The 14605-nt window shown below is 67.6% G+C and carries 3 protein-coding genes; all 3 read left to right on the forward strand.

The genetic code is table 11. The annotated features are described in order from the left end of the window. The first annotated feature begins 11 nt into the window (after positions 1-11). From AB0M22_RS44225 to AB0M22_RS44235, 3 genes are read left to right on the forward strand one after another with little or no spacing between them, the layout of a single operon-like run. Positions 12-1229, forward strand: a complete 1218-nt coding sequence (locus AB0M22_RS44225; RefSeq protein WP_364739606.1) for a hypothetical protein — start codon at positions 12-14, stop codon at positions 1227-1229. After that, positions 1229-14059: a hypothetical protein gene (locus AB0M22_RS44230; protein ID WP_364739608.1), complete on the forward strand. Its 12831-nt coding sequence runs from the start codon at positions 1229-1231 to the stop codon at positions 14057-14059. The genes AB0M22_RS44225 and AB0M22_RS44230 overlap by 1 nt, the downstream gene beginning before the upstream one ends. Next, on the forward strand, positions 14052-14588 hold the full coding sequence (locus tag AB0M22_RS44235; RefSeq protein WP_364739611.1) for a type VII secretion system-associated protein: 537 nt from the start codon (positions 14052-14054) through the stop codon (positions 14586-14588). The genes AB0M22_RS44230 and AB0M22_RS44235 overlap by 8 nt, the downstream gene beginning before the upstream one ends. Positions 14589-14605 lie beyond the last annotated feature (17 nt).

Consider the following 14605-nt stretch of genomic DNA (forward strand, 5'->3'; position numbering starts at 1 on the left):
ACGATGGCGCTGTGACACCACCGCCTGACCACAACGGGCCCGCTGTGCGCGTCGATCCGGCGGATCTGATCGACAAGGGCAAGAAGCTCGCCGAATTGCCGAGCGCGGCCAACGGCTTGTTCGACATTCTGAACAAGCTGCACAGCAACCTGCAGTCGCTCGGCCAGCCGTGGGGCGACGACAAGCTGGGCAAGCAGTTCGCGGAGGGCGCGTCCGGCTATGTGGCCGCGGTGGATTCGGTGGTCGGCAACGCGAGCACCGGATCCGATGCGTCCGGTGCGATCCCGGTCTTCGGGCAGTTACTGATCAACTACGGTGCCACCATTCAGGAAGCGGGCAAGGCGTTCTCGGCCGGCGAGGATCTCTACGCCGAGTGGATGCTGAAGAACTACGTCGACGAAGACGCGCACGGCAATCCGGGACCGTACAAGGGTCCGCTCAGTTCCGATCCGAATCACGGCAAGACCGGTGACGACAACAAGGACAAGAACGGCGGGAACAACAACGGTAAGGACGGCGGGGACAAGAATTCGTCGGGTCCGCCGCCGCCGACCAAGGAGAATCAAGGCTCGGGTGGCGGGCCGAAGCCGGGCGGACCGGATATCCCGCAACCGGGCGGGTCGAATGCCGGTGGATCTAATCCGGGCGGGTCGAACCCCGGCGGCGTCGGCTTGCCGGGCGGGGCGACGGGTCCGGGCGATGGTCAACCCGAAAAGCCCGCTTTCTCTTCGGCACCCGGCACCGAACGGGGGAGTTCCATTGATCCGCTTGGGCTTTCCCCGCGGTCGGACGGGGCGGATCTCGATGCGGCGCTCAACCCGGGGGTCGGCGGGTTGTTCGGCCCGCTCGGCCCGAACGGGTACCGGCCGTCGCTCGACTCGATAACCGGTGCGCCGGTAGACAAGTCGGGTGTGCCGGGCCTCGGCGGCAAGAGCGGTGCCGGCGGGGTGCCGGGCATTCCGCAGACGCGCCTGCCGTCCTCGGCATTCGACGGCGAGAAGCTGGCCGGCAAGAACGGCGTGGGTGGCGTGCCGTCGCGAGCTGCCATGCCTGGCGCCGGGATGATGCCGCCGGGCATGCCGGGAGTACCGCCCGGAGCGCAGAGCGGCGGCCCGGCCGATGGAAAAGGCAAGCGGCGCAAGCCCGCTTCGCCCGCGCCGGAGGTCGAAGAGCCGGCCGGTACGGAAGAGTCGTGGCCGCTCACCGACCGGCGGGCCGGTGAGCGCTGATGTCCGTGCCCGACGCGGTCTCGCAGTCCGACATCAACCTGCCGGAGGAACTGCACTGGCTGAGTTACGTCGCCGGTAGCGAGTGGCCCAAGGGCAGCGAGAACGGCATGTTCGCGCTCGCCGACGCGTGGTCGGACGCCTCCGGTGAGTTGTCCGGGGTGGTGACCAGTATCGAGGACGCGGTCAAGGACATCTTGGCCGCGTATCCGTCTGCGGGCGAGATGAATTCGTCGATGGTGCAGACGCTGAAGCACCTGACCGAAGAGTCGGACACCGCGTCGTTGCAGGCCATCGCGAAGTCGATGAAGCAGTTGGCCGGATCGTGCGACAAGGTCGGTTGCGCGATCCAGGAAAACAAGATCATGATCGTCGTCGGCCTGGTGCAGCTGATCTACGAGATCGCGCTGGCCTGGCTGTCGCCCGTGACCGCACCGGCCCAGGAGGTCGTGCTGATCACCTGGTACCAGGTGGTGTTCCAGTGGTTGAAGAAATTGATGATGCAAATGGTCATCGCCGCGCTGAACGCCATGGGCCAGCAGATGATCCTGAACATCCTCATCCAACTCGGTCAGATGGCCGCCCATCACCGCGACGGTTTCGATGGTAAAGCGTTGTGGCAGGCCGCGGTCGGCGGTGCGCTCGGTGGCGCGTTCGGTGCGGCGTTCGGCAAATTGGGCGGGGACCTGTTCAAGTTCATGGGCGGGAAGATCACCCGCACCGAGTTCGACAAACGCTGGCAGCAGCTGTTGACCGGCATGGTGCAGGGTGGCGCCGGTGGTGTCGGCGGCATGGTCGGCGGCGGTGTCGCTAACCTGGCGCTCAACGGCGGTCCGTTCGAACTGGACCCCAGAATGCTGGGCGCGGGCGCGGCCGGTGCGTTCAGCGGGGGCGCGCGCGGGTGGCGCGCGTCCGGCGCGAAGGTTCATGTCGACCTGCCCGAGACCGGGAATCTGGGCACCAAGCTTCCGGCGGGCGGTCCGCCGGTAAAGCCGGGGGAGGGGCCGCAGGCTTCCGGATCGGGTGCCGCGCCGGTGCACGAGCCGGCGGGCGCCGGTGGTTCGAAGGCCAACGGCGACAACGCGAACGGCAGAACCGGTTCGAACGGCGGCGCCGATCAGGGCGCGGGCGTGACGCAGAAGTCGAGTGCGCCATCGGTTCACGGCAACGAGACGGCCGAGAACTCGTCCAATGGGCGGTCCACGCAGAATGAGGGTGGGCGCTCCGGTGCGCGCGACAGTTCCGCGCCGTCGCACACCGACAACACCTCGTCCTCGCATACCGACAGCACGTCGCCTCGCGCGCACGACGGTACGTCCGGTGCGGACAACCAACAGCGACCGGTCAACGACCAAACGTCGTCTGGCGTTGCGGGGCAACCACATTCGAACGCGGCGGCGGCCGCGCATCAGGCTCCCGCCACGGAGGCCAAGCCGGGTGCCGCGGCGGCGGCCGGCGCACAACCGCAGAATGCGCGAACAACGACGAACGACGTCAAGGGTGCGGCACCGGCGACATCGCCGAGGCCGACGGACTCGTCTACGTCGTCCAGCCGCCCGCAGGTCGGCGCCGACCAGCGCGCACAACCTCGGATGTCCGATACATCCAGCAGCAGTAGCGTTCCCGACGTTCAGACGCAGCGGTCTGCCAGCACGGTCGCCAAACCCGATACCCAGCAGACGCAGATCCATTCGACGCCGGAGCAGACGGCGTCCGGAAGTCGGCCGAAGCCAGAGGGTTCCGCGCCCCTCGGCGGCGACAAGTCGCCCAGTGGCGGTGACAACGTGTCCCCAGTCGGTGACAAATCGCCCAACGCCGGGGACAAGTCGGTCAACACCGGCGACAAGACCACCAACGGCGGCGACAAGCCCAACGCCGGCGACAAGCCCAACGCCGGCGACAAGCCCAACCCTGGAGACAAGCCATCCAGCAGCGGCGACAAGTCCACGAACTCCACCAAAGAGCCGGCCAAATCACCGAATTCGCCCCCGCACTCAACCGATCCGAAGTCGGCCACTCCGCCGCAACGCAGCGGCGCGGCCAAGGACGGCGACCACGCCCGCGCCACCGATCCCGTCAACGCCCGAGCGCACACGGCCGACGGCTACACCGGTCGTGCCCGCTGGCGCCGCGTCGAGGCGGACCTCCTGGGCCCGGTGTGGCCGGGCGGCCGTGCGTTCCTGCGCGAGGTCGTCGGTTTCCAGCAGACCCTGGATCTGCTGCGGGGCAGCAAGTCACCGCATGACGACCGGGAGCCGTTCCGGCAGGTGCAGGGCACCGATCTGCCGATGCGCGACGGCTTCGGTCAGAAGAAACCCGGCGACACACCGCCGGCCCACGATGGTGCTCCGTCACCCGGCTACGACAAGCCGTTGTCCCGCGGTGTGTACCGGCTGAACGAAAACGAAAGGTCCGCACACCTCTTCAAAATCGAGGACGGACACTGGTCGAGGGTCGAAGAAGCCCCACCGAAGAAGTCCGACGACGGCGCTTCGGCGTCGGGCAAGACCGACGAAGCGCCACCGAAAAACGGTAAGGCTCAGTCGGCTCCGGGCAAGAACATGGTCGGCGAGGACGGCGGCACGCCGCACACCCCGGTGCCGCGCACCGGCCCGGTACTGAAGCGATGGGCCGCGGGCACCGCCCCGGTCATGCGGACCGTCGTCGGCGATCACGAAGGTCGTTGGTACGTCAGCGATCTACAGCACGAGGCGTTCCACAACGCCGGGGTGTACGTGGCCTTCAAGGCCGAGTTCGTGAACGGGAAGCTGGCGTCGGTCTTCGACTGGGCCGGCGCGTACCACCCGTCGCCCGCCCGGATCAAAGCCGCGCTGGGCGAAAACTATGATGGCATAGCGCATTTCGACCAGCACGGGCGCAAGTACACCCCGTCGGAGCAGGAGGGCTGGCCGCCCGCGGCCGAGCGGACTCCGGCTGGACACGACGACGTAGTACCCAAGCCCGACCACGACGACGCACCACCCAAGCCTGAGCACGCCGACCTGCCGGACCCGCCACCGCATCGCGCGCCGACGGATCCGCCGAACTTCGAGCGCGATGCCAAAGACCTACTCGACGCGTACAAGCCGGACGAATGGGCGGGAGTCACCCGCGACGACCTGAAGGAGGCCCTGTCCGGCAGCATCCATCACAATGCGCAAGACCCGGCCCAGGTAGCCGAGTATCACCGGGCGGTGACGGCCGCGGTCGAGGTGGTCCGCCGCGAGACCGGCAAGACTCTGCGCTGGACCCAGGTCATGGCGGTCATGGCGATGCGCCACGGCCCGATCAACATGGACGCCGGCGAGGGCAAGACGCTGGCGTTCCTGGCCGACGCGATGCTCAAAGCGTCAGCGGGCGAGCCGGTTCAGGTGTTCACCACGCGAGACACCCTGGCCAACGACGCTTTCCGCCTCTACAACGACGTCCTGCGCCCGTACGGCTTCGATGTCGGCCGGATGAACCCGGAGGGCGGCCCGACCGGTGCGGATGCCGAAGCGCCGCAACGCCCGACGATCAATATCGGCACCTTGAACGACGCCGGCTTCGGCCGATTGCGCGACAAGGTCGTGCCCGGCCGCATCGCCGTGCTCGACGAGATCGACGAAGCACTGGTGCATGCCGACACCACCTGGATCCTCTCCGAGGGCGCGGCCGCGCCGGCCGCACACGACGTCGCCGAACGCGTCGCGCACGCCCGCGATTTCCTCGATCAGCGCCTGACCTCCGGCGACCTGACCCCGGCGCACTTCGGCCGGACCGCCGACCAGGTGGGTGGACCGGCGAAGCTGACCGAGGACGGCCGGTCCGCGGTCAAGGAACTGCTGGCTCGCGAGCAGCCGGGTGACCGGACGCTGACCGAGGCGCAGCGCCAGAAACAGCTCGACGACGCGGTGCGCCGGATCGAATCGGCCGCGTCGGCCCGCTGGGAGTTCATCGAAAACGACCACTACATCGTGGACAAGGCGAACAACAAGGTCTTCATCATCGACCAGACCACGCACAAGGTGATGTTCGATCCGAAGACGTCCACGGAGAGCCGCTGGAACGGTGGCCTGGCCCAGGCCGTCGAGGCCAAACACGGACTGACTATCCGCAACGATTCGGGCGGCGCGCGCAGCCTGACCGCCAAGGAGATGTTCTCCGACACCAATTACGACTCGTTGACCGGCGCGTCCGGCACCGCCGAGGGCGTGTCGCACGAACTCGTCGCCAAGTACGGCATGACCGACGTGGTGAGGATCCCGCGTTTCGAGGAGTCGAGACTCGACATCCTCGACGCGTCGATGGCCCGCGACCAAGCGGCGAAACACCAGATGATCGCCGACGATATCGCCGCGGAACACAGCCCGACCGCCCGCCCGCAGTTGGTGATCGCCAACCGCAACAGCGAGGTCGCGCAGCTGTCGGCCTTGCTGACCAAGGCGAACGTCGACCATATCGCGGTCGATGCGAAATGGTTCCTCGACCACGGCGAGCACGCGGAGGCGCGACTACAGCAGATCTTCGACAGCGCAGGCGAACTGGGCAAGGTCTTGATCATCAACCGGCAGGGTGGCCGTGGCGTCGACATTCCGGTCAGTCACGCGGTCAGCGAGGCCGGTGGTCTGCATGTGACGGTGACGAGCAAGTCGAACCTGCGCGACATCGACATCCAGGCCGAGAACCGGGCCGCGCGGGCCGGGCAGGAAGGCAGCGTCCGGTACTACCTGGCCGCCGACGACGCACTGTTCGCGCACGCGCCCGAGCATGCCCTGACCATCATCCGCTACACCGACGCGGTCACGGAGCACGCCACTCTCGACACGAAGTACCAGGCGACGCAGGAGACGCAAAAGCTCGCCGAGGCCGCGCACCAGGCCGCGCCGACTCCGGCCAACCGCGCCGTCCTCGACGCCGCACGCGACGACCACGACGCGGCGCTGGCCGCCCGCGATGCCGGGCTACGGGCGCGTCAGGCGGCGGAGACCGAGCTGGCCGACCTGGCTCCGGTGCTGCAAGCCAGGAACTCCCGCCCCGAGCAGGCCAACAGCGTTGCCGCGCTTGCCGATTCGCTCGTCGAGCGGAGCCAGGCCGCGCCGGTAGCCGTGCACCGGCCGGACGTGGACGGCAAGCCGAAGCTCCCGGACCTGGAAACGTCTGTGGCAGACACCGACACGAGCGTGCGCAACCATCTCGGTGAGATCGCCGCCACACCGGACACCGCGGCGCTGTCCGAGGTGAAATTGGCCGATCCGCAGAGCCGGGAATTGGGCAAGCAGCTCGCGACCATCGCGGAGACGATCAAACAGACGGATCGAGCCGACCACGAGTCGCTCGCCACCCTTCGGCGGGAACAGCAGGAACTGAAGGGGCAGTTGGTCGCTCACTTCGCGGAGCTGCCTCCCGACGAGCAGCAGATCGCCGTCGCGCGTGCCGAACAGCTCGGCAGCATCGACCGGCACGAGCAGGATTTGGCGGACCAGCAAGGCCTTTCGCTGGACGAGCTGCGCACCCGGATGGTGTCCGAGCTCGAAACCGCTTTCGCGGGTAAGGATGTCGCGATCCGCGTCACCGAAGACTCCCTCGTCGACGTGCTGCGGGACGGGCGATTCAAAACGGCCTTCGACCACGGCGACACCGGCGAGGGCATGAACAGCCGCAGCTTGCTCGAGCACCGCTGGTTCGGCCACGACCAGCACAGTCATCCGGTCGGCAAACGCGCCGTCTACGGATATGTGCGGATGGGCGAGGAGCGGCCCGCACGCCGCCAATCCGACGACTACCTGTCCAACTACGGCGAGGTCCAGGTGGTGCTGAAGGCCGCGGTTCGCGCACGGACCACGGCCTGTGTCGGTGATTCGATCGCCGACCAGATGCGTACCTATCCCTCGCCGCTCGAGCATCCGCTGCCCGAATCCTTCGGTGTCTACGCACAACCCAAGCGGGCCGCGCTGCCATCGGCGCATGTCGGCCTCGGACGTGACCTGGCGCATCCCGATTTCGAGAAGTGGCGGTATGTCGAGGCGCAGGTGCACGGCGGGGTCGAGGTCGCCGACATCGATCACGTTGTCTTCCCGATGCATCCGGATCAGGAAGTTCAGGACCTGCTGCACCGCAACGGGATTCCGTGGAAGGTGTTTCGTTCCGCAGACGACGAGCTGGTCGTTCCGCACGAGTTCGCGGACTTCTTCGCGCGCCGGGCCGGTGCGGTGGCTCCCGCCGACGTCATCGGTGACGTGGTGACCCACACCGCCACGGAATCGGACCCGGCGGTCAGCAACCCGCTGATCGGCTGGAAGTCGCATCTGAATTCGTTGCGGTTGCTCGGCGACGACGATGCGCAGCGCGGCAAGAACTTCCTGAACGTGCCGATCCGGTTCAAGCCGGAAGATGTCGTGTCGCAGAGCCTGATCGGACCGGATGGCCGCACGATCGGCGTCTCCTTCAAGCACGTCCAGTTCGAGATCGAGCACGCCGCCAGCTGGGCGGGCGCGCAGCTGTGGCACGACCAAGTGGTGCGCACCCGGCCCGGCGAGGGTGGCGCGGCGGTCTTCAACGGCTCCACCAGGAAAGGACACGAACTGGCCGTCGCGCCGTGGGCGTCCGAGTACGCCAACCGGGGCAAGGGCCCGTTCTTCGTCAATGCCCACGCGGGCTCGAACACCTTCGAGATCCGGCTGAAGACCGGGACCACCCTCGAGGTGAACGGCCGGACCTTCGCCGCACTCCTGGAGGCGTCCGCGGGATTCCGCGACACGTTCGGGACCGGTGCCGCCGCCGACGTGCCCAGTTCGGTGGTGCTGCTGTCCTGCAAGGCGGCCAAGGGTTCGGCGGCTCCCGATTTCGCCGCGGCGCTGCACGAGACCTTTCCCGGTACCGACGTGCACGCGTCCAGTGGCGTGGTCACCACGTCCACCAAGTGGTCGCGCGACGCGCCGGATACCCGGGCCCGGTTGGTATCGGGCGACAACAACGCGGGCTGGGAGACCTTGCGCAGCGACGGTTCTCGAACCTCGCATGCCAACACGCGGTACGAGGGTTCCACCGCCCCGGCGAATTCGACGGTCCGTTCGTCGGCGGCGGTGAGCAACAACGCGGCTGGCGCGTTCCCGAGCAGGGCGGATGTGGTGAGTCCGCCCGGCGTCGTCGTGGACGCGGCGGTGACGAACACCGGCACGCATGGTGACGTCGACCCCATCGTGGACAGCTCGGTCAGCAATCCGCTCGGCTTCAAGACCCACCTGCGGTCGCTGCTGCTGAGCGGCGACGATGTGCTGAGCGGCGAGAACTTCCTACACAAGTCGGTCAAGTTCAAGGCGACCGACGTCGTGTCGCGGGCGCTGATCGGAGCGGACGGGCAGCCGATCGGCGTGTCCTTCAAGCACGTTCCGCACGAGATCGACGCCAGCACGCGGTGGGCGGAGGCACAGAACTGGCAAGACAAGGTGGTGCGCACCCAACCGGGTCAGAAGGGCCAAGCAGCCTTCGACGGCACAACCAGGATCGGGCATGAGGTGGTCCCCGCCCCATGGGCCGCCGAATACGGCGCGGGCGGCAAGGGACCCGTCTACATCGACGCGCACGCGGGTAAGAACAAGTTCGAGATCCGGCTGAAGACCGGGACCACACTCGACGTCGACGGTGCGACATTCGGGCGGCTGATCAAGGAGTCCCCGGCCTTCCACGACGCGCTCGGCACCGACCCGGCCGTCGTCCGCTCGGTCGTGCTGATGTGTTGCAACGCGGCCAAGGGCGCGGCCGCACCCGATTTCGCCACCGCCATCCACGAGATGCTGCCCACCGCAACGGTGCACGCGTCCAGCGGCACGGTGTCGATGTCCTCGATGAACTTCCAGAACGCGCCGAACAATCGGTATCGGCTGCTCGCGGCTGAGGACAACGCCGGCTGGGTAGCCTTCGACGGCAATGGCGTTCGGACAGTGGACGAGTCGACCAGATACGACTCCGCCACCGCGACCACGACCGCCGCGGCCCGGACGCCGTCGGGGGTCGACCGCACGCTCACCGTGACGAATACCGCTCGCTCCGCTGCCGCACCCGCGACAGATCCGATGTCCGCCAGCGCTGTTGGGCCGCAGGTGCACACGACACAGCCCGCGTCGGCCACCTCGATAGCGGGGGAGTCGGGAAAGAGCAAGCGCCCCCTGACCTTCGAGGCCTCGGACGTGCTTAGCCGGCAACTGCCGGACAAGCACGACAGGGTGATCGGAGTGTCGTTCGTGACCAAGGACGCCGGTCAGCGCGAGGCGGTGAAATGGGCGCGCGCGGCATCGGGTCAGGACAAGGTCGTGCTGACCGACGCGGGGCAGACCGTGGAGGATGTGGCCAAGCGCCGCTTGGACTTCGGCACGGACGTCGTGGACGCGCCGTGGAAGGCCGACTACGACAACGGTGGACCCGGCCCGATCTTCATCGATGCGCATGCTTCGCCGGAACGATTCAGCGTCGATATCCGGCAAGCGAACGGGACCAGCAAGACGGTCCAGGTCGACGGCGCGAACTACGCCAAGATCGTCAAAGCATCGGTCCCGTTCCAGCAGGCGATGCAGGAGGGCGCGCAGTCGCCGCGGTCGCTGGTGCTCATCTCGTGCAAAGCGGGAAAGAAACATGCCGCGGCGGATTTCGCGGGAGCGATGCGTGATCTGCTGCCGAACGCCGACGTACACGCCGGCATCGGGACCGTGGAGGTCAGCGCGAAGAAGGCAGGCAAGACCTTCGCGACGCTCGGTGTGAACCGCAACAAGGGCTGGGTGACGATTCGGTCGGACGACTCTGCGGAAATCCAGCAGAGCACGGTCAAGGCGGACACCGGTCTGACGGGTTCCGGCACCACAAGGAGGGCCAGAACAGACCAACCCACCGGGGCCGCGAGAGCGCACAACAGCGAACCCGACGACGAGTACCTCAGCAGTGCCGACGCTCAGGCGGGCGACGCGCAGTTGCGGCAGTGGTTCGCGCGCAACGTGTTCGACGACGCGTTCGATCGAGCGGTACGCGGACGTCCAGTGCGGGACGGGACCAGCACCGAGGAGCTGTCCGACCTCGAGGGCGTGTCCGACGATGCCCGGCACCCCGCACCCGCGGCCGGTCTGTTCGCCGACGAGCCGGGCGAATCCGGCGTCCGATTGAGCGAAGACGCGCTCGTCGATCTCTTCCGCCCACCGAGCCCGACCGCCATTTCCGCCGAAAACACCGCTCCGGCAGCGCATCCCGCCGGCGTGCCGGACATTGCGACCCTGCTCGCACTGCCGCGGCACGCGGCACCGGCCGTCGCGGGCGCCGTTCCCCAGGATCGGACGGTATTGATCGACCCGTTCGGCACTGCGCACCCGCTCGGCGTCGACGAAGGATGGCGGGTGCTCGGCACTCGATTCACCCAGCCCGACACCGGCCATGAGTACGTCGGATTGGTTCCGTCCGACCAGAAGACGGATGTCGACCCGATCTGGGTGCGCGAGGGTCTGCTCGATCAGGCCTTCCATGTGCAGAAACGACTGTTCCCCTGGGGGACAGACTGTTATCTGACGTTGCCCGGCCTCGGATTCGACGGCGGCGCCGGTCGCGCGCAGTGGCTGCCCGGCGGTTCCTCGATCACGGTGAAACCCGCCCAGAACGCCGACGGGACGGCCGATCTCACCCGGACGATGTTCCGGGATCCGCAAGCCACCGACCCGGCGACCGCATGGCGCACGCTGCCGCGCCGGCTCCTCGGCGTCGCGCTACCCGGACTCCGCGCCTTCGACGGCCCGCTGTGGCACGCGGAACACGGCCCGCTCGAGGCGGATGTGCGGCAGGGCCGCCTGGGTGACTGCTTCTTCGTCGCCAATATGATTGCGCTGGCGCGCAGTTCGCGGCAGCCGATCCCCGAGATGATGGTGGACCTCGGTGATTCCGTCGCGGTGCGGTTCTTCGATCACGACGGTGCGCCGGTGTGGAAACGGGTCACCAAGGATCTCTACGTCGACGCGGACGGAAGTGCGCGCAACGCGGCGCATCTCGGTGTGCTGTGGCCGGCCATGCTGGAGAAGGCGTACGCGGTCTTCGCCGGGGACAAAGGTTACGCCGGACTGGACGGTGGCGATCCGGTCGACGCCGCCCGAACCCTCCAGCCCGCCAACCTGTTCGGCGGCCTGCGATCGCAGCCGTCCCGCGCCGTGATGGACCACTACTTCCTGCATCCCATGCGGATGGACACCGACGCCTACACGCGATTCGCCTCGGGCGACGAAGAATTCGCGCGCACGATCGCCGCCCTGCACAGCACGTGGGAAACCGAGTTGCTGGCGCATATCGCTCGCGAGCGAAATCCCGTCGGCAACAGTGCCGATGCCGACCTGGTGATGCGGCTGATCGAGACACAGGGTGACGCCGGCCGGGCCGTGCAGGAGTTCCATCGGCAGATCCGGCCGGATAATCCCGCGTCGGCCACGGGTTTTCGCCGTTTCCTCGACCGTCACTTGAGCGCGGATCAGCGAACCCGCTGGGCAGCCCACATCGACACCCTCGTCGATCACACCGGTCGCGAGGTCGCGTGGCGTAACCGATTGCTCGACCCCGCCACCATGCGCCCGGTCGCCGATCGAGTCCAATTCGCGCTCGACCGTGGCGATTTGGTCATGCTGAGCACGCGACCCTGGGGAGTAGACGATACGGCTCTGGTGCCCGGACTGGTCGGCGGCCACGCGTACACGGTGCTCGGCGTCGAACGCGACGCGCCCGGCAATCCGGTGGCGCTGACCTTGCGCAATCCGTGGGGCAGCCATACCGAGACCCCGGCGCCGCTGTCCGGCATCCGCCACGACGCCGGCGGCGTGGTGCACGTGAACCTGGAGCATCTCAACAAGTTCGGCAAGCTGACGGTGAGTGGGTCCGGGGCCCGTGCCCTGTTCGGATTGGACGAGTTGCCGCAGCCGTTCGACAGCCTCGTGCGGACGACCGCGGACGACGAGGATTCCGGCTCCGGCGCGCAAGTACGCACCGATTCCGCGGCAGCCGACGACCTCGCGGTAGCGCACGTGACCCATCCGCTGGAGTTGAAACGGCGCTTCGCCACGATCAGGCTGCGACTCGACAAGAACCTGCTGCTCGGCGCCACGGAACAAACGGACGTATATACCTTCCGAGCCAAGAAGCTGACCCAACATCCGATCCTCGATCACCAAGGACGCACGATCGGGATCACGTTCCTGCACGAGGAGTCTCAGCTGCGCCTGCTGCGCGGGTGGGGCAGCGCCGCGAACGGGCACGACCGGGTTGTCCGGATGCGGTCCGACGAGACGGACCTCACCGAGGTGATGAGCGACCCGGCCAAGCTGACGCCCGACCGTTTGACCGCGGCCCCATGGGCCGGCGAATACCAGAATGGGGGAACCGGGCCACTCTACATTTCCGTGCACGCGGCCGAGAACGGTTTCGAGGTCCAGCTCCGGTCGGGCAACGCGGTCGCGGTCGATGGCCAGACCTTCGCCTCGATCATCAAGGCGTCTCCGATGTTTCGGGACGCGATGGCGGCGGATCCGGCGAAGTCGGTCGTCATGGTCGCCTGCGAGATCGCGGCGGGGCCGGCCGGGCGGGATTTCGCGCAGGCGATGCACGAGTCGTTCCCACAGAGCCGCATCTACGCGTCCCAAGGGTCGGTGCAGACGTATGTCGCCGGCCAGGCCGGCGTAGGCCTGCTCGGCGCGGTCCGCGATCACGGATGGGTGTCTTACTTCGATGGCGGCGGCACCAATTATCCCAGAACCCGCTTCCCGATCACCCGGACCGATCCTGCTGTCCCCGAAGTAGTTTCGGCATCGGTGATTCATTCGGGCTCGGACGACGAGGTCTACGACAGCGATTCCACCGGCGAGGAGACCCCCGACGGTGACCTCGCGACCACCGATATGACCCACCCCATCGAGTGGCGGGCCCGCCTGCACACGCTGCGACGGATGCTCGTCGAGGATCCCCTGCTCGGCGTCACGCCCGGCTCGTACGTGGTGAAGTTCGAGGCGAAGGATGTGCAGACGCATCCGCTGCTCAACCACCGGGGTGAGACGGTCGGTGTCTCGTTCCATCACAAGAACGACCTGCGCGGGGCACAGCTGTGGGCGGAAACGGAGATCGGCCACGACAACGTGATCCGCATGGGCGCGGACGAAACCGACATGCTCGCGATCGGCGATCGCATCCGGCAGAACGCGCTGAGCGGGGCCGATGCGCACCCTGAGGTCGTCCCCGCGCCCTGGCAGCGCGAATATCGGGAAGGCCGCAACGGTCCCGTCTATATCTCCGCGCACGCGGGACCCGATCATTTCCAGATCCGCCTGAAATCGAAGGTGTCCATCATTGTCGACGGCCCGACCTTCGCCGCGATCGTGGAGTCCGCCCAGCCATTCCGCGATGCGCTGACCTCGGGGACGCTGAATCCGGGGACCGCGAAATCGTTTGTCCTGGTGGCCTGCGAAGCGGCGAAGGGGGAGGCGGGTGCCGGTTTCGCCGATGCGATGCGGGTGCACTTCCCGGACCATCGAATCTATGCGTCGCAGGGTGTGGTCCACACGTCCGTAGTCGATATGTCGACCCCGACGGTGCGGCTGCCGGATCTGAGCATGATCGGCGCGCACAACAACGCCGGCTGGATATCGTATTTCCAGGGCAGGGGATACCAGTACGGCAACACCAGGTATCCGGTGGCCGGGCCGGTGCAGAACCAGCCAGGGGACATCGCGATACCGCAGGCGAACCCGCCCGCGACGGGCACGATCCATTCATCCCCTTCGTATTCCGCGAGCACGCTGTTCGGCGTGCGGATGCGGCGTCCTAGAGAGAGGTCCACCGATGAGTGACCAGCAGTCCGACGAAAACACCGGCGCCGAATGGCTGTTCCTGATCGATCCGGCGTGGCAACCGGCCGCACCGGACGAGCGCCCGCCGGCCCACGCGGTGCTCGGCGGCTGGTTCGTCGACGCGGACGGCACGGTCGGCGAATTCAACGCCAACCCGGACTACCGGCCGGTCGAGGACGGTGTTGCCCTTGACCCGGTCGATGCGACCCTCCAATTGGTGACGGAAGGCAAAGCCGATGCCGCGCAACTGATGTCGACGCTGCGCGACGCGGTGGTCGGTGTCGCGGTCGACGCGAACGGTGATCCGGTGGTCGCCGCCGCACCCGACGGCGTGCCGTGCGTCCTGGTCACCTCCGCCGCGACCCATCGGCAGCATGTCGAGGGCGCGCGCTGGACCGAGGTGCCGATGACGGAATTGGCCGACGCGCTGCCCGAGGAGGGCATCGACGTGCTGATCAATCCGGGCGCTCCCGCGTCGATGCGGTTGCTGGCCGGCGCGGTCAAACAGGCACTGCCCGTTCAGGGTTGAGCAGACCGCGGCGGTGT

It is taken from the genome of Nocardia sp. NPDC051756 (assembly GCF_040681495.1).
In the GTDB taxonomy this organism is placed as follows: Bacteria; Actinomycetota; Actinomycetes; order Mycobacteriales; family Mycobacteriaceae; genus Nocardia.

What these genes read in the sequence shown, in the direction of transcription:
- AB0M22_RS44230 (WP_364739608.1), top strand. Translation starts at nt 1,229, where the DNA reads ATGTCCGTGCCCGACGCGGTCTCGCAGTCCGACATCAACCTGCCGGAG.
- AB0M22_RS44235 (WP_364739611.1), top strand. Translation starts at nt 14,052, where the DNA reads ATGAGTGACCAGCAGTCCGACGAAAACACCGGCGCCGAATGGCTGTTC.